The following is a 17,029-nucleotide window of genomic DNA, read 5'->3' as shown; positions in this document are numbered from 1 at the left end:
CAATCGCTTATCAAGCGAACGGGTGGCGCAGAACGATGGTTTCGTTGCGGTCAGGCCCCGTCGAAATAATGTCGATCGGCGCACCGATCAACGCTTCAACACGCTTGATGTAGGCACGGGCGTTAGCCGGCAGTTCTTCCAGGGTCTTGGCGCCCACGGTCGATTCGGTCCAGCCCGGCACTTCTTCGTACACCGGCTGCAGGCCTACGTAGCTGTCAGCGTCGGTCGGTGCGACGTCATTGCCTTGCGCATCCTTGTAGCCGATGCAGATGTTGATGGCTTCCAGACCGTCGAGTACGTCCAGCTTGGTCAGGCAGATGCCGGAGATGCTGTTCACATCGATGGCGCGACGCAGGATAACGGCGTCGAACCAGCCACAACGACGGGCACGGCCGGTGGTGGCGCCGAATTCGTGACCCTGCTTGGCCAGATGCGCGCCCACGGCGTCGAACAGCTCAGTCGGGAAAGGACCCGAGCCCACGCGGGTGGTGTAGGCCTTGGTGATGCCCAGGATGTAGTCGAGGAACATCGGGCCAACGCCGGAACCGGTGGCAACGCCGCCGGCAGTGGTGTTGGAGCTGGTCACGTACGGGTAGGTACCGTGGTCGATGTCCAGCAGCGAGCCCTGTGCGCCTTCGAACATGATGTCCTTGCCGGCGCGACGCAGGTCGTGCAGCTCGGCAGTCACGTCCAGCATCAGCGGCTTGAGCAGCTCGGCGTATTCCTTGCACTCGGCCAGGGTCTTGTCGAACTCGATGGCCGGCTCTTTGTAGTAACCGACCAGCATGAAGTTGTGGTAATCCACCAGTTCACGCAGCTTGTCTTCAAAGCGCGGCATGTTGAGCAGGTCGCCCACACGCAGGCCACGACGGGCAACCTTGTCTTCGTACGCCGGGCCGATGCCGCGACCGGTGGTGCCGATCTTCAGCTCGCCACGCGCCTTTTCACGGGCCTGATCCAGGGCAACGTGGAAGGACAGGATCAGCGGGCAGGACGGGCTGATGCGCAGGCGCTCGCGCACCGGCACGCCTTTTTCTTCCAGCTTGGTGATCTCGCGCAGCAGGGCGTCGGGAGCTACCACCACGCCGTTGCCGATCAGGCACTGCACACCTTCGCGCAGCACGCCCGACGGGATCAGGTGCAAGACGGTTTTTTCGCCATCGATGACCAGGGTGTGGCCAGCGTTGTGGCCGCCCTGGTAGCGCACTACGGCGGCAGCATGTTCGGTCAGCAGATCAACGATCTTGCCTTTGCCCTCATCACCCCATTGGGTGCCCAGGACTACGACATTCTTACCCATAACACTTGTCCTCATTCGCGCAAACTTGGTGCCGGCGATGGCCGGCAGGAAAACTCAAGAAGCCAGTGGCGATACTTGCCAAAGCCCGTTCTGCTGAATCAATTGCCGGTCGCAGTCCGCTTCACGGGCGGCGGCCAATGGCTGCCCAGGCAAAGCCTGGACCACACGCTGACCCTCACTGCGCAACTGGCAAACCTGCTGCCAGAGTGCTGCGTCCGTACTGTCGGGCATCCAGATGCCACCAGACGGCAGCTCGACCTCAGCACGCCCCAGGGTCACTAGGGTTTTCAAATCGGTGGAAAAGCCGGTAGCCGGACGCGCGCGACCAAAGTCAGCGCCGATATCGTCATAACGACCGCCCTGGGCGATGGCCTGGCCAACACCCGGTACGAATACGGCGAACACCACACCCGTGTGGTAGTGGTAGCCGCGCAACTCGCCCAGATCAAAGTACAGCGGCAACTGCGGGAAACGCGCCGACAACTGCTCGGCGATGGCCTCCACGTCGTCCAGCGCGGCCAATACCGACGCCGGCGCATTGGCCAGGCGCTCACGCGCGGCCACCAGCACTTCACGACCACCGCACAGGTTGACCAGCGCACGCAGCATGCCGGCCAGGTCCGCAGGCACGCCTTCGGTGAGGGCAATGACTTCATCGATGGCCTTGCGTTGCAGGGCATCGAACAACTGTTGCTCCACTTCGCCGGACAACCCGGCGGCACGGGCCAGACCACGGTAGATACCCACGTGACCCAGGTCCATGTGCACATCCGGCACATCAGCCAGTTGCAACATGGCCAGCATCAGGCTGATCACTTCAACGTCGCTGCTCGGGCTGGCGTCGCCATACAACTCGGCCCCCAGCTGGATCGGGCTGCGCGAAGACGACAGGGCACGCGGCTGCGCATGCAGCACACTGCCGGCGTAGCACAGGCGGCTCGGGCCTTCGCGGCGCAGAGTGTGCGCGTCGATGCGCGCAACCTGTGGCGTGATGTCGGCACGAAAGCCCATCTGCCGGCCCGATTGCGGGTCGATAACCTTGAAGGTGCGCAGATCCAGGTCCTGGCCCGCGCCGGTCAGCAGGGATTCCAGGTACTCGATATGGGGAGTCACGACAAACTCGTAACCCCAGCTCTGGAACAGATCCAACACCTGGCGACGCGCTACTTCAATGCGCGCAGCCTCTGGTGGCAGTACTTCTTCGATGCCATCTGGCAGCAGCCAGCGGTCTACCGTTGCCATTACGCCATTCCCCTTTGATCCGGGCGGCCAGCCCTCGGCCGAGCCTTGAGTGAAGCAGAAAACACCCGCCCCTTGCATAAACCACGCGCAAGAGCAACGTGACGAACGGCCTGTCAATAGCCTCGTCGGGCACTTTCCTCGAAAAACCGGTGGCGCCTGCTCGACCATCAACAATCAAACATGCAGACGCAAAAAAGCCGGGAATTTCCCGGCTGCCGCATCATACACCCGTTTTCTGAAAGGATCACCCCGCCCGGCATTTTAGCCGCCCGACGGAGTGGTTCCTGCAGAGTGACGAGCTGATTACTTGGCTTTTTCCAGGTAGCGGAAGAAATCGCTGCTTGGGTCCAGCACCATGACGTCGGTTTTGTTCGCGAAGCTTTCGCGGTAGGCACGCAGGCTACGATAGAACGCGTAGAACTCCTGGTCCTGGCCATAGGCCTTGGAGTAGATCGCCGCCGCTTGCGCATCGCCATCACCACGGGCCTCTTCAGACTCGCGATAGGCTTCCGCCAGCAGGACACGACGCTGACGGTCGGCATCCGCACGGATCCCCTCAGCCAGTTCGTTACCCTTGGCGCGGTGCTCACGTGCCTCACGCTCACGCTCGGTGCTCATACGCTCGAACACGCTGCGGTTCACTTCCTTGGGCAGATCAATGGCCTTGACGCGCACATCGACCACTTCGATACCCAGTTCCTTTTCCGCCATGGTGTTCAGCGAGCGGGTGATATCCGCCATCAGCGCATCACGCTCGCCGGATACCACTTCGTGCAGGGTGCGCTTACCGAACTGGTCGCGCAGACCCGACTCGAGACGACGCGACAAACGATCATCGGCAAGCTGCTTCTGGCCGGAGGTCGCGGTGTAGTACCGCTCGGCATCCTTGACGCGCCACTTGGCGTAGGCGTCAACCATCACGGCTTTCTTTTCCAGGGTCAGGAAGCGCTGCGTCGGTGCATCCAGGGTCATCAGGCGACCGTCGAACTTGCGCACCTGATTGACGTAAGGAACCTTCACATGCAGGCCGGGCTGGACATCCGCCTGGACCACGCGACCGAATTGCAGCAGCACCGCGCGCTCGGTCTGAGCGACGATGTAGAAGCAGTTCCAGGCAGCGATGACCACGACGACGCCCACAATCAGGGCGGTCAGCGATTTATTGCTCATCAACGACTCTCCCTGGTACGTGTTTGCTGTTGCAGCAGGTCAGCGGCCGCACGGGCGCTGGCTTCGTTGGCAGCGGCGTTCGAACCGGTCGACGGCGCGCTGGCGCCACTACGACCACCTTCGATCATCTTGTCCAGCGGCAGGTACAGCAGGTTGTTCTGCCCGCCCTTGCTGCCGGTCACGAGAACCTTGCTGGTGTTGCTGAAGACTTCCTGCATGGTGTCCAGGTACAGACGCTCACGGGTGACCTCGGGTGCCTTGCGATACTCGGCGACCAGCTTGGTAAAGCGATCCGCCTCACCCTTGGCGCGCGAGACCACTTCGTCACGGTAGCCGTTGGCATCTTCAAGGATGCGCTGGGCCTGACCACGGGCTTCCGGCACGACGCCGTTGGCGTAGGTTTCAGCCTGGTTGCGCGAACGCTGCTCGTCTTCACGGGCGCGGATCACGTCGTCGAAGGCTTCCTGCACTTCACGCGGTGCCGCTGCGCTCTGCACGTTCACCTGGGTGACGGTGATACCGGTGCGATAGGTATCGAGGAACCGTTGCAGACGCTCCTTGATTTCGCTGGCCATCAACTCACGGCCTTCGGTCAGCACCTGATCCATGGCGGTGGAACCCACCACATGGCGCAAGGCGCTTTCGGTCGCGTGTTGCAGGCTGATTTCCGGCTGGTCGACGTTCAGCACGAAGTCCTGCAGGTTGGTGATCTTGTACTGCACGGTCAGCGGCACTTCGACGATGTTTTCGTCTTCGGTCAGCATCTGGCCCTGCTTGGTATAGGAACGCTCACGTGTGACGTTCTCCATGTACTTCTTGTCGATCGGCGGGAAGTAGATGTTCAGGCCCGGCCCGACCGTCTCGTAGTACTTGCCGAAGCGCAGCACCACGGCTTGCTCCTGCTCGTCCACCACGTAAACGGCGCTGTACAGCCATACGGCCGCCAGCACGACAAGACCCAGGCCCAGCAGGCCATAGCCACCGCCCTTGCTTGTGCGACCGCCGTCGTCACCACCCCGTTTTTTCCCACCACCGAACAACCCATTCAGGCTTTCCTGCAGCTTTCGGAAGGCCTCGTCGAGATCTGGTGGCCCCTTGCGGTCGCCATTATTGCGGCGCTTACCACCCCAAGGATCCTGATTATTCGAGTTGCCACCCGGCTCATTCCAAGCCATAGCGCTCTCCATCTGATAAAGCAAAGACGCGCCCACGGCGCGCCGACCAATGCTACAGAATGCCTGCCATTGCGGCACAACCGCTTTAGGAGGCTTTTATTGCAAAGTGTGTTGTTCGATGAACTCCGCTGGCACCTCACCCTCGCGGCTGACCAGCCGATTGAGCTCCGAGCGCGGCAACCGAACGGCCAGCAAGCTGACACCTTCTTCGTCGTGTTCTTCTTTCTGTACCGCGCCCAGTTCGAAAAACTGTGCACGCAGTCGAGCAAAACGCTGCGGCAAGCGCAAGGTGCCGACGAACAAATCACTGCCGAGCAGTTCGGCAATCGCTTGTTCAAGCAGCTCCAGACCACTGCCATCACGCGCCGACAGCCACACCCGCTGGGGTACGCCGTTCTCGTCGCGCTGAATTTGTGGCTCAACGCCTTCAAGCAAATCGAGTTTGTTATAGACCTCGAGGATCGGCAAGTCCTGGGCACCAATCTCGCCCAGTACCACCATCACCTGTTCAATCTGCAGCATGCGGTCCGGTTCGGCCGCATCGATCACATGCAGCAGCAGGTCGGAGTTGCTCGACTCTTCGAGCGTAGACCGAAAGGCCTCGACCAGCTTGTGGGGCAAGTGACGGATGAAACCTACCGTGTCGGCCAGGACAATCGGCCCCAGGTCGCCTATATCAAGGCGGCGCAAGGTCGGGTCGAGAGTGGCGAACAGTTGGTCGGCCGCATACACGTCCGACTTCGTCACATTATTGAAGAGTGTGGATTTGCCGGCGTTGGTATAGCCCACCAGCGACACGGTAGGAATATCCGCACGCGAACGGCCTCGACGCGATTGCTCGCGCTGGCTGCGTACCTTCTCCAGGCGCCCCTTGATCTGGCGCAGGCGCACCCGCAGCAGGCGTCGGTCGGTTTCGAGTTGGGTTTCACCCGGACCCCGCATGCCGATACCGCCCCCCTGACGCTCAAGGTGAGTCCAGCCGCGCACCAGACGCGTACTCATGTGGTCAAGCTGGGCCAGTTCGACCTGGAGCTTGCCTTCATGGGTGCGGGCGCGCTGGGCAAAAATATCGAGAATCAGACCGGTACGATCGATCACGCGACACTCGAAAACACGTTCGAGGTTGCGTTCCTGACTGGGCGTGAGGGTGTGATTGAAGATCACCAGATCGGCTTCTTCGGCGTGGACCAGGTCGCGCAGTTCCTCGACCTTGCCGCTGCCGATCAGGTATTTGGCGGTTGGCCGATGACGCGGCACGTTAAAAAACGCAACGGTCTCGGCGCCGGCCGAATTTGCCAACTCCTGAAACTCCTGCGGATCTTCGCGCGCCTCAGGGTCCTGTCCATCCAAGTGAACGAGGATTACTCGCTCACCACCACCGTGGCGCTCAAAGAACAAAGGAGACTCCTATCAGGCGTTACCTGGCTCAGCGTCAGCTGCATCATCACCGGCTGCGCTAGGCAGACGGATTGGACGGACTGGAACGACTGTCGAGATAGCGTGCTTGTAGACCATCTGGCTGACGGTGTTTTTCAGCAGGATCACGAACTGGTCGAACGACTCGATCGTGCCTTGCAGCTTGATACCGTTGACCAGGTAGATGGAAACCCCCACTTTCTCTTTACGTAAAGTGTTCAAGTAAGGGTCTTGTAGCGAATGCCCTTTTGACATGTGTCGCACTCCTTTAAGGATCAATAATTAAAAAATCGGAAAATGGGTAGCTTATGGCCGTCACACCCCCAAGGATAGACGGCAATTGCAAGGACTCAGCTCAATATGGAGACCGACCCCAGGTATTTCAAGGCGCGTGACAGATTGTCGCTGTCCAGGCTGTCCAGCCAGTGCAAATCGCTCCAGCTGCGCAGCCAGGTGAACTGGCGCTTCGCCAATTGGCGCGTGGCGATGATGCCGCGCTCCTGCATGTCGGCTGACGTCAGCTTGCCATCCAGGTAATCCCAGACTTGACGGTAGCCTACAGCGCGTATCGAAGGCAGCCCGGCATGCAGGTCACCTCGGGAACGCAAAGCTACGACCTCGTCCACAAACCCCTGTTCCAACATAATCGTGAATCTTTGCGCAATTCGTTCATGCAGCACTTGGCGATTTGCCGGGGCAATGGCCAGATTCGCGACAGTATAGGGCAATTGTGATTGACCCGACGCGTCTGCATCAGCACTTTGCGCAGTTTGTTTCAGCCTGTGTTCAGTCATGGTCTGGCCGCTCACACGCCAGACTTCCAGCGCGCGCGTGAGGCGCTGCGGATCGTTGGGGTGAATACGCGCGGCAGACACCGGGTCTACCGCCGCCAGTTGGTCGTGCAGGGCTTGCCAGCCAAGGCGGGCAGCGTCGTCCTCAAGTTCGGCGCGCACCTGGGCGTCGGCGGGCGGCATGTCGGCGAGCCCTTCCTGCAAAGCCTTGTAGTAGAGCATTGTGCCGCCCACCAGCAGCGGGATATTGCCCCGCGCGGTGATGTCGGCCATGGCTGCCAGGGCGTCAGTGCGAAAATCCGCAGCCGAATAGCTCATCGACGGGTCGAGGATGTCGATCAGGCGGTGGGGATGTTCGGCCAGCAGCGCTTTGGAAGGCTTGGCGGTGCCGATATCCATGTCCCGGTAAACCAGGGCAGAGTCGACGCTGATCAGCTCGCAGGGCAGCACCTTGCTCAGCTCGATGGCCAGGTCAGTCTTGCCGGCGGCCGTGGGGCCCATCAGAAAGATCGCGGGGGGCAAGGCACTCATCAGCGGCCGCGCAGGAACAGTTTGTCCAGATCGTCCAGGCCCATCTGGGTCCAGGTCGGCCGGCCGTGGTTGCACTGGCCACTGCGCTCGGTGTTTTCCATGTCGCGCAGCAGGCCGTTCATTTCCGGCAGGGCCAGACGGCGATTGGCGCGGATCGCGCCGTGGCAGGCCATGGTGCCGAGCAGCTCATTGATGTGCGCCTGGATACGGTCACTGGTGCCGTATTCCATGAGGTCGGCCAGCACGTCGGCCACCAGGCGGTTGGCCTCGGCCTGTTTGAGCAGCGCCGGAATCTGACGGATCGCGAGGGTTTCCGGGCCCAGGCGTTGCAGTTCAAAACCGAGTTTCTGGAACACACCATGGTGTTCTTCGGCGCAGTCGGCTTCCCGCTGACTGACGGCCAGGGATTCGGGCACCAGCAGCGGCTGGCCGCTCAGGCCTTCGCTGGCCATGGCGATCTTGAGGCGCTCGTACATGATTCGCTCGTGGGCGGCGTGCATGTCCACCAGCACCAGACCGTGGGCGTTTTCCGCGAGGATGTAGATCCCCTTGAGCTGGGCCAGCGCATAACCCAGCGGCGGGATATCACCGCCACCTTCGGGCAACGCAACGGGGGCGCCCGGCTCGGCACCCGGCAGCGGCGCGAAAAATTCGCGATAGGCCGCCTGGGCCTCGGCCACCGGCACAGTCGATTGCGGGCGCGGCGTGTATTGATACTGATAGCCCGCGCCAGCACCCGAGCCCGGCGCGGTGTACGAAGGCTGTGGCTGCGGCGATTGCAGCAGGTTGGCCGCCAGGCTCATTTCGCCCTGCGGCCCGAACTCACCGGCCTCGGGGCCGGTCGGCCGCACCACTGCCGTCACGATCGGCGCCGACAGTTGATCGTCCGGACGCACATCGCCCAGGGCGCGGTGCAAGGTGCCATACAGGAAGTCATGCACCATGCGCCCATCACGGAAGCGCACTTCATGCTTGGTCGGGTGCACGTTGACGTCGACCACCGAAGGGTCGACCTCAAAGAACAACACAAAGGTCGGATGCCGACCGTTGAACAACACGTCGCGATACGCCTGACGCACCGCATGCGCCACCAGTTTGTCGCGCACCGCACGGCCATTCACGAAGAAATACTGCAAGTCCGCCTGGCTGCGCGAGAACGTCGGCAGGCCCACCCAACCCCACAGACGCAGGCCATTGCGCTCGATCTCGATCGGCAGCGCCTGCTCCAGGAAACCCGCGCCGCAGATCGCCGACACCCGTCGGGCACGCGCAGCATCGTCATGGGCTTCGTGCAGGCTGAGGATGGTCTTGCCGTTGTGACGCAGGTGAAACGCTACGTCGAAACGTGCCAGGGCCAGGCGCTTGATGACTTCCTGCAGGTGATCGAATTCGGTTTTCTCGGCCTTGAGGAATTTGCGCCGGGCCGGGGTGTTGAAGAACAGGTCGCGCACTTCCACCGACGTACCCACCGGATGCGCCGCCGGCTGAACGCGCGGGGCCATGTCGCGGCCTTCGGTTTCCACTTGCCAGGCCTGCTCGGCGTCGCGGGTGCGCGAGGTCAGGGTCAGGCGCGCCACGGAGCTGATCGACGCCAGGGCCTCACCGCGAAAACCCAGACTCATCACCCGCTCCAGGTCTTCGAGGTCGCGGATTTTGCTGGTGGCGTGACGGGCCAGGGCCAGCGGCAGGTCATCCGAGGAGATACCACTGCCATCGTCGCGTACGCGCAGCAGCTTGACGCCGCCCTGCTCCACGTCGACATCGATGCGTTTGGCGCCGGAGTCGATGCTGTTTTCCAGCAGCTCCTTGATCACCGACGCCGGGCGTTCAACCACCTCACCGGCGGCAATCTGGTTGGCCAGGCGCGGGCTGAGCAATTCAATGCGCGAGCCACTGTTCAACAAGGACTCGCTCATTACTGCGCCGCCAATTCAGTGCCGGGGATGGTCAGCACCTGGCCGACTTTCAGTTCGTCGCTCTTCAGGTTGTTGGCACTGCGCAACGTGGCAGGCGACACCTGGAAGCGCACCGCCAGCATGGCCAGGGTGTCGCCGGGCTGCACGCGATGGTCGCGCGGGCCCTGGGCGATTTTGCCGGAATCACGCAGCCAGGCAATGTAGGTACCCGGCGGCGGATTCTGCTGGAAGAACTGCCGTACGCCGGCGCTGATGGAACGCGCCAGGGCCTGCTGATGGCTGGCACTGGCCAGCTTGGAGGCTTCGTTGGCGTTGGAGATAAAACCGGTTTCCACCAGGATCGACGGGATATCCGGCGATTTCAACACCATGAACCCGGCCTGCTCCACGCGCTGTTTGTGCAGCGAGGTGACCCGGCCGATGTTGCTCAGGACTTTCTGGCCGACGTTGAGGCTGGAGGTCAGCGAGGCGGTCATCGACAGGTCGAGCAGTACGCCGGCAAGCATCTTGTCCTTGTCGTCGAGGGACACGTTGCCGGCCCCGCCGATCAGGTCGGAACGGTTTTCACTGTCGGCCAGCCAGCGCGCCGTTTCGGACGTGGCGCCGCGATCGGACAGGGCAAACACCGAGGCACCGAAGGCGGCGCTGGACGGCGCAGCGTCGGCATGGATCGAAACGAACAGGTCGGCGCCCTTCTTGCGCGCGATTTCTGTACGGCCGCGCAGCGGAATGAAGTAGTCACCGGTGCGGGTCAGCTCGGCGCGATAGCCTTTCATGCCGTTGACCTGGCGCTGCAGCTCGCGGGCGATGGCCAACACCACGTCTTTTTCATGCTGGCCGCGCGAGCCGGAGGCCCCCGGGTCTTCACCGCCGTGGCCGGCGTCGATCACCACAATAATGTCGCGCTTGCCCGGCGGCGCGGGCGGCGGCGGCGGCAATTTCACCTGCGGTTGCGATGGGTTGACGGGTATCGCGGGCACGGTCGCCACGCTCGGCGTCGGCGCAGGCGTCGGGTTGGCGTCGGCGGCATTGTCGAACAGGTCGACCACCAGGCGGTTGCCGTACTGGGCGTTGGGCGCCAGGGAAAAGCTTTTCGGGGTCACGGCCTTTTTCAGGTCGATGACCACGCGCAAGTCAGTGGGCGTACGCTGGGCCGAGCGCATGGCGGTGATCGGCGTGTTGGCGGTGGACACCTTGAGAGGCGCGGCCAGGGTCGCACCATTGATATCGATCACCAGGCGATCAGGCGCCGCCAGGGTAAAGACGCTGTGCTGGACAGGGCCAGACAGGTCAAACACCAGTCGCGTGTTATCCGGCGCTCGCCACAGGCGAACACTTTTCACCTGTGAAGCAGCCAGAGCATTGACAGTCATTGCCGCAAGCAACACTCCCACGACAGCAACCAACGCGCGAAAGCGCATACCTAACCCCACCAATTATTTGAATTCCAATGCCAAAGCGGCGCACCACGACTGGCCACGCGCGCTCTGGGGCAACAACTTCAACTGACGTCCTGTTTCATGCGGCGTAATGGTAATGGTCATGTCCGGCTTTGGCAAAAAGCCTGCACCTTTATCTGGCCACTCGATCAGGCACAGCGCATCTTCGTCGAAGTAATCACGAATGCCCATGTATTCCAGCTCTTCGGGGTCGACCAGGCGGTACAGATCGAAGTGAAAGGCGCGCACGTCGCCGATCTCGTAGGGTTCGACCAGCGTAAACGTGGGACTTTTCACCGCGCCAGCGTGCCCCAGCCCACGAATAATCCCCCGCGACAGCGTGGTCTTGCCCGCGCCGAGGTCGCCTTCGAGGAAGATCAGCCCGGCGCCTGCCGTGACGGCGGCGATACGATTCCCAAGCGCCACCATGGCATCTTCATCGGCCAGGAACAGGGTTACGTCAGACACGGCGACTGCTCCTCCAGCAATTGACGAATGGCGGGGATCAGGTCGCTGGCCGCCAGCCCGCGACCGAAGGTGCCCTGGCGATCACCTGCCGTAGCGTGCAGCCACACCGCCAGGCAGCTGGCGTCATAAGCCGGCATGCCCTGGGCCAGCAATGCACCCACCAACCCGGCCAATACATCACCCAGACCGGGCGCAGCCATGGCGGGATGGCCCTGATCACAGCGGGCAACGTCCCCATCGGGGCTTGCAATCAGACTGCCAGCTCCTTTGAGAATAACCACGGCATTTAATGTGAGGCTAAGCGCGAGTGCCGCATTGAGGCGATCAGCTTGAACCTCGGCGGTGGTAATGCCCAGCAAACGCGCGGCCTCGCCCGGATGGGGGGTGATCACGCAATTGGCCGGCAAGTCGACATGGCCTGCAGCGAGCAGGTTCAATGCGTCCGCGTCCCACACCTGCGGCAGTTTGGCGTTGGCCGCCACCGACAACAGGCTTCTGCCCCAGGCTGATTCGCCCAGGCCAGGCCCCATGACGATGACCGAGGTTTTTTCCAGCAGGCCCATCAACTGGTTGGCCGAGCTCACGCCCAGCGCCATGACCTCCGGCAGTCGCGCCAGCGCCGCCGGCACATGCTCAGGCCGGGTCGCCAGGGAAACCATGCCGGCGCCACTGCGCAGGGCGCTTTCGGTGCTCAGCAGCGCGGCGCCGCCTAAGCCATGGTCGCCGCCAATGACCAGCAGATGGCCAAACTGGCCTTTATGGGCATCCGGGGAACGTGCAGGCAGTTGCGGCAAATTGCCGGGCAACAGTGGCTGAACGTCGGTTATTTCGTGTTTTGTCTGAGGCATGCGTCTTCAAGCTCCGATGTCTGGCAGAATTATACCCATCTAACCTGTGGTTTCTTGTGTCTCATGCCTGCCATTACCTCCGATCTGCCCGCGCTTGCCCAATCGATCAAAGACTGGGGCCGCGAGCTGGGCTTCCAACAAGTGGGCATCAGCGGCCTGGACCTGGCCGAGCATGAGCAGCACCTGCAACGTTGGCTCGACGCGGGCTATCACGGCGAGATGGATTACATGGGCGCCCATGGCAGCAAACGCTCCCATCCCGAGCAACTGGTGCCGGGCACCCTGCGCGTGGTGTCGCTGCGCATGGATTATCTGCCCGGCGACACCCAGATGGCTCACTTGCTGGCACAGCCGGAAAAAGCCTACATCTCGCGTTACGCCCTGGGCCGCGATTACCACAAGCTGATCCGCAAGCGTGTGCAGCAACTGGCCGACCGCATCCAGGCGCAGATCGGCCCGTTCGGCTTTCGTGCCTTCGTCGACAGCGCGCCGGTGCTGGAAAAAGCCATTGCCGAACAGGCCGGTCTCGGCTGGATCGGCAAAAACACCCTGGTGCTCAACCGCAAGGCCGGCAGTTACTTTTTCCTCAGCGAGATGTTCGTGGACCTGCCGCTGCCGGTGGATGCGCCCCACAGCACCGAACATTGCGGCCGCTGCACGGCGTGCCTGGATATCTGCCCGACCAATGCCTTCGTCGGCCCCTACGTACTTGACGCCCGGCGCTGCATTTCCTACCTCACCATCGAACTCAAGAGCGCCATTCCCGAGGACCTGCGCCCGCTGATCGGCAACCGCGTGTTTGGCTGCGATGACTGTCAGATCGTTTGCCCATGGAATCGTTTCGCCCGGCCCACCGCCGAAAGCGATTTCAAGCCACGGCACAATCTGGATAACGCAGAACTGGCCGAACTGTTTCTGTGGGACGAGGACAGATTCCTCAGCAGCACCGAAGGCTCACCGCTGCGGCGCGCCGGTTATGAGCGCTGGCTGCGCAACCTGGCAGTGGGCCTGGGCAATGCGCCATCGAGCATTCCGGTGCTGGAGGCGTTGCAGGCGCGGCGCGATTACCCTTCAGAGCTGGTGCGCGAACACGTGGAATGGGCGCTGAAGCAGCACGCCGGACGTCAGTGAACGTCGTCGTTATAGACGAACTTGGGCATTTCCCAATGAAAGCGGATCGCCAGCAGGCGCAACAGAAAACCGCTGAACAGCGTCAGCAGAATGGCCTGTTCGCTGGGTAACTCGAGGTAAAGGCACAGCAGGTAGAACCACGCGGCGAGAAATGACACGCTGGCGTACAGCTCACGGCGGAACACCAGCGGGATGTCGTTGCAGAAAATGTCCCGCAGGATGCCACCGAACACCCCGGTGATCACACCGCTGACCGAAGCCACCAACATGCCATGGCCCATTTCCAGGGCGGTCATGCAGCCAATCAGGGTAAAAGCCACCAGCCCCACGGCATCCAGCGCGAGAAACAGCGAGCGCAGGCGGCGCATCAGCGGTGCGGCGAAGATCGTCACCAGCGCGGCGATCGAAGTCAGTATCAGGTATTCCGGGTGTTTGACCCAAGTCAGCGGGTAGTGGCCGAGCAACACATCGCGCACCGAACCGCCTCCCAGTGCCGTCACACAGGCAATCAGCACCACGCCAAACCAGTCCATGCCGCGCCGACCGGCGGACAGCGCGCCGGTCATGGCTTCGGCGGTGATGGCGATGAGGTAGAGCATCAGCAGCATGCGGGCGATCCTTGCATGGGCATCAAAGGTGACCGAGTCGCGTCCATCGGGAGCAAGCCCCTCCCACAGTTGACTGCGTTCGCAGATCAATGTGGGAGGGGCTTGCTCCCGATAGCGCCAGGCCAGTCAATACCTCTTCAAGCCTTGATGAAATGCTTGCGGTAATGCTGCAACTCGGCAATCGACTCGCGAATGTCATCCAGCGCCAGATGCGTGCTGCCTTTATGAAAGCTGTCTTTAACCTCGGGCGCCCAGCGCGCGGCCAGCTCCTTCAAGGTGGACACATCCAGGTTGCGATAGTGGAAGTAACTCTCCAGCCCCTTCATGTGGGTATAGAGGAAGCGCCGGTCCTGGCAAATGCTGTTGCCGCAGATCGGCGACTTGCCCTTGGGCACCCACTTTTCCAGAAACGCGATGGTTTCGGCTTCGGCGTCGGCCATGCTGATGCGGCTGTCGCGCACGCGCTGGGTCAGCCCGGAGTTGCCGTGGGTGCGGGTGTTCCACTCGTCCATGGTGGCCAGCACCGCGTCACTGTGGTGGATGGCGATCACCGGACCTTCGGCCAAGGTGTTGAGGTTGCTGTCGGTGACAATCGTCGCCATCTCGATGATGACGTCGGTGTCTGGGTTCAGACCGGTCATTTCCAGATCGATCCAAATCAGGTTCTGTGGATTCAGCATGGCTTGATTCTCTTGGCACCTTGGCGTAGCCGCGCAGTTTAGCAGGCGGCGGCGTGCTAGACTCGCGACCGTTTCACCCTATCTTTGCATTATCGACACGGAACACCAATGGCCAAACGCCAGCTCAATCGTCGCCAAAACTGGCGCATCGAAAAGATTCAAGGCGAACGCGCCGCGCGCGCCGCCAAACGTGAATCCTCCGCCGTGGAAGCACTCGAGGGTGGCGACCTCGGCCCGGAACAGACGGGCCTGGTGATCGCGCACTTTGGTGTGCAGGTCGAAGTGGAGGCGCTGGAAGGCGAACTCGCCGGCTCAGTGTCACGTTGCCACTTGCGCGCCAACCTGCCGGCGCTGGTCACTGGCGACAAAGTCGTGTGGCGTGCCGGCAACCAGGGCATCGGCGTCATCGTCGCGCAACTGCCGCGCACCACCGAGCTGCGCCGTCCCGACAGCCGTGGTCAGCTCAAGCCTGTGGCAGCCAACGTCGACATGATCGTGATCGTGTTCGCCCCGCTGCCCGAGCCCCATGCCAACCTGATCGACCGCTACCTGGTCGCGGCCGAGCATGCCGGCATTCGCCCGCTGCTGCTGCTGAACAAATTCGACTTGATCGACGATCAGAACGCCCCCGCGCTCAACGCGCTGCTGGCGGTGTACCGCACCCTGGGTTACCCGGTGCTGGAAGTGTCGGCCCATCACGGCGACGGCATGGAACAACTGCAACAGCAGCTGGACGGGCGTATCAGCGTGTTCGTCGGCCAATCGGGCGTGGGCAAGTCGTCGCTGGTCAACAGCCTGCTGCCGGAAGTCGACACCCGCGTCGGCCCGCTGTCGGAGCTGTCCGGCCAGGGCACGCACACCACCACCACCGCACGCTTGTTCCACTTCCCGGGCGGCGGCGAGTTGATCGACTCCCCCGGCATTCGTGAATTCGGCCTGGGCCACGTTAGCCGCAGCGATGTGGAAGCGGGTTTTATCGAGTTCAACGACCTGATCGGTACCTGCCGCTTCCGCGACTGCAAACACGACCGCGAACCTGGGTGTGCGTTGCTCAAGGCACTGGAAGACGGACGTGTGCAGCAGCAGCGGATGAACAGCTATCGGTCGATTATTGCGAGCTTGCCTGAGAGCAGTTACTGAACGTATTGGCGAGCGGGCTTGCCCCGCGCCGGGCTGCGCAGCAGCCCTCATCCAAACGGCTTATTTATTCCAGAAATGATTCATCAGGCTTTGGGGCTGCTGCGCAGCCAAACGCAGGACAAGCCTGCTCGCCACAATAAGCCACAGCCTATTTAGCTATGAACCCGTCCCAGGCACCGTCGGATCCTTCACCCCACCGTCATCGAACAAATTCAGCTTCTGGCGCAGTTCATGGGCCGGTAACGGCTCCTGCCCCGGCGCAATCGCATTCGGGTCGGTGGGCACTTCACCCGGTGCGCCTTCACCCTGGGCGGGTGCCGGTGGCGGCTGGTCGCCTTCAATCGCGCGCTGGGCCTTTTTGGTCAGTACGACGATATCGATGCGGCGGTTGACCGGATTGAAGGGGTCCTTGTGATCAAACAGCTGCGAGGAGGCAAACCCCACCACGCGCGCCACTTGCGGGTCCGGATAACTGCCGGCGACCAGCGCACGCCGGGCGGCGTTGGCGCGGTTGGCCGACAGCTCCCAGTTGCCGAAGTCGCCCTGGCCCGCGTAAGGCTTGGCGTCGGTATGGCCGCTGATGCTGATCTTGTTCGGCACCGCCTTGATGGTGTCGGCCATGGCCAGCAGGATGTCTTCAAAGTACGGTTTGAGGCGTGCGCTGCCGGAGTCGAACATCGGCCGATTGGCGGCGTCGGTGATCTGGATGCGCAGGCCTTCCGGGGTGATTTCGAACGAAATCTGATCCTTGAACTTGAGCAACTGCGGGTTTTCTTCAACCTTGTTCTGCAACTCCTGCAGCAACAGTTCGAGGCGTTCCTGCTCGACCTGTTCGGCCATGCTCTCGACGGTATCGCGCTCCACGGGAATTTTGTCCTGCGGCGACTCGGTCTGCACCTCCGGGTTGATGGTGCGCTCCGGCGCCAACTGCGGTGATCCACCCAGGTCGATCACAAAGGGCGTGCCGCTTTCCGAGAAGCCGATCGGGTCCTTGAAGTAACCGGCAATGGCGATCTTCTGTTCCGGCGTGGCGGTGGACATCAGCCATAGCACCAGGAAGAACGCCATCATCGCCGTGGCAAAGTCGGCGAAGGCGATCTTCCAGGCGCCACCATGGTGCCCCGCAGCGAAGCGCTTGACGCGCTTGATGATTATCGGCTGGTTGTTTTCCATG

Annotated in this window: 16 protein-coding genes; 2 read left to right on the top strand and 14 right to left on the bottom strand. The window is 62.1% G+C overall.

The genetic code is table 11. The annotated features are described in order from the left end of the window. Positions 1-10: 10 nt before the first annotated feature. From JOE32_RS19885 to JOE32_RS19835, 11 genes are all read right to left on the bottom strand, one after another. Entirely contained in the window at positions 11-1,300 is a 1,290-nt protein-coding gene (locus tag JOE32_RS19885; protein WP_209987899.1) for an adenylosuccinate synthase, read from the bottom strand. Between the two features lie 54 nt (positions 1,301-1,354). Continuing rightward, complete coding sequence (locus tag JOE32_RS19880; protein ID WP_209987897.1) at positions 1,355-2,542, bottom strand: ATP phosphoribosyltransferase regulatory subunit; 1,188 nt, start codon at positions 2,540-2,542, stop codon at positions 1,355-1,357. Between the two features lie 303 nt (positions 2,543-2,845). Next, entirely contained in the window at positions 2,846-3,712 is an 867-nt protein-coding gene (gene hflC, locus JOE32_RS19875; RefSeq protein ID WP_209987893.1) for a protease modulator HflC, read from the bottom strand. Next, positions 3,712-4,887, bottom strand: a complete 1,176-nt coding sequence (gene hflK / locus JOE32_RS19870) for an FtsH protease activity modulator HflK (protein WP_003236241.1) — start codon at positions 4,885-4,887, stop codon at positions 3,712-3,714. The genes hflC and hflK overlap by 1 nt, the downstream gene beginning before the upstream one ends. A gap of 96 nt (positions 4,888-4,983) precedes the next feature. Beyond that, positions 4,984-6,285, bottom strand: coding sequence for a ribosome rescue GTPase HflX (gene hflX / locus JOE32_RS19865; protein WP_209987890.1), 1,302 nt, complete (start codon positions 6,283-6,285; stop codon positions 4,984-4,986). Positions 6,286-6,297: 12 nt separating this feature from the next. Continuing rightward, complete coding sequence (gene hfq / locus JOE32_RS19860; RefSeq protein WP_003171355.1) at positions 6,298-6,558, bottom strand: RNA chaperone Hfq; 261 nt, start codon at positions 6,556-6,558, stop codon at positions 6,298-6,300. Between the two features lie 95 nt (positions 6,559-6,653). After that, the gene (gene miaA, locus JOE32_RS19855) at positions 6,654-7,625 is read right to left on the bottom strand and encodes a tRNA (adenosine(37)-N6)-dimethylallyltransferase MiaA (protein ID WP_209987887.1); all 972 of its coding nucleotides are present in this window, start codon (positions 7,623-7,625) and stop codon (positions 6,654-6,656) included. After that, a complete protein-coding gene (mutL, locus tag JOE32_RS19850) occupies positions 7,625-9,526 on the bottom strand; it encodes a DNA mismatch repair endonuclease MutL (RefSeq protein WP_209990637.1) in 1,902 nt (633 codons plus the stop codon). Before mutL ends, miaA begins: the two co-directional genes overlap by 1 nt. 14 nt (positions 9,527-9,540) lie before the next feature. Further along, complete coding sequence (locus JOE32_RS19845) at positions 9,541-10,962, bottom strand: N-acetylmuramoyl-L-alanine amidase (protein ID WP_209987883.1); 1,422 nt, start codon at positions 10,960-10,962, stop codon at positions 9,541-9,543. Between the two features lie 15 nt (positions 10,963-10,977). Next, positions 10,978-11,448 carry a tRNA (adenosine(37)-N6)-threonylcarbamoyltransferase complex ATPase subunit type 1 TsaE gene (gene tsaE / locus JOE32_RS19840; RefSeq protein ID WP_057010245.1) on the bottom strand — a complete coding sequence of 157 codons (471 nt, stop codon included), beginning with the start codon at positions 11,446-11,448 and terminating at the stop codon, positions 10,978-10,980. Further along, a complete protein-coding gene (locus tag JOE32_RS19835) occupies positions 11,436-12,296 on the bottom strand; it encodes an NAD(P)H-hydrate dehydratase (protein ID WP_209987880.1) in 861 nt (286 codons plus the stop codon). The genes tsaE and JOE32_RS19835 overlap by 13 nt, the downstream gene beginning before the upstream one ends. Before the next feature lie 63 nt (positions 12,297-12,359). Here JOE32_RS19835 and queG point away from each other — a divergent pair, with 63 nt between their 5' ends. Continuing rightward, positions 12,360-13,427, top strand: coding sequence for a tRNA epoxyqueuosine(34) reductase QueG (queG, locus tag JOE32_RS19830; RefSeq protein WP_209987876.1), 1,068 nt, complete (start codon positions 12,360-12,362; stop codon positions 13,425-13,427). Here the strand turns inward: queG and JOE32_RS19825 are convergent. Then, positions 13,421-14,035, bottom strand: coding sequence for a trimeric intracellular cation channel family protein (locus JOE32_RS19825; protein WP_057010242.1), 615 nt, complete (start codon positions 14,033-14,035; stop codon positions 13,421-13,423). The two genes, queG and JOE32_RS19825, sit on opposite strands and share 7 nt — an antisense overlap. 137 nt (positions 14,036-14,172) lie before the next feature. Further along, a complete protein-coding gene (gene orn / locus JOE32_RS19820; protein WP_209987873.1) occupies positions 14,173-14,715 on the bottom strand; it encodes an oligoribonuclease in 543 nt (180 codons plus the stop codon). A 108-nt stretch (positions 14,716-14,823) separates the two neighbouring features. Between orn and rsgA the strand changes: the two genes are divergently transcribed. Continuing rightward, on the top strand, positions 14,824-15,855 hold the full coding sequence (gene rsgA, locus JOE32_RS19815; RefSeq protein ID WP_003236258.1) for a small ribosomal subunit biogenesis GTPase RsgA: 1,032 nt from the start codon (positions 14,824-14,826) through the stop codon (positions 15,853-15,855). A gap of 156 nt (positions 15,856-16,011) precedes the next feature. Here the strand turns inward: rsgA and motB are convergent, their stop codons facing one another. Beyond that, positions 16,012-17,028: a flagellar motor protein MotB gene (motB, locus tag JOE32_RS19810; RefSeq protein ID WP_209987870.1), complete on the bottom strand. Its 1,017-nt coding sequence runs from the start codon at positions 17,026-17,028 to the stop codon at positions 16,012-16,014. Between the last annotated feature and the right edge of the window lies 1 nt (position 17,029).

Origin of the sequence: Pseudomonas sp. PvP025, assembly GCF_017832155.1 — a bacterium.
Lineage (GTDB): Bacteria > Pseudomonadota > Gammaproteobacteria > Pseudomonadales > Pseudomonadaceae > Aquipseudomonas.
The sequence above is the reverse complement of the archived record's forward strand: the minus strand, read 5'-3'. Positions and strand labels throughout refer to the sequence as shown.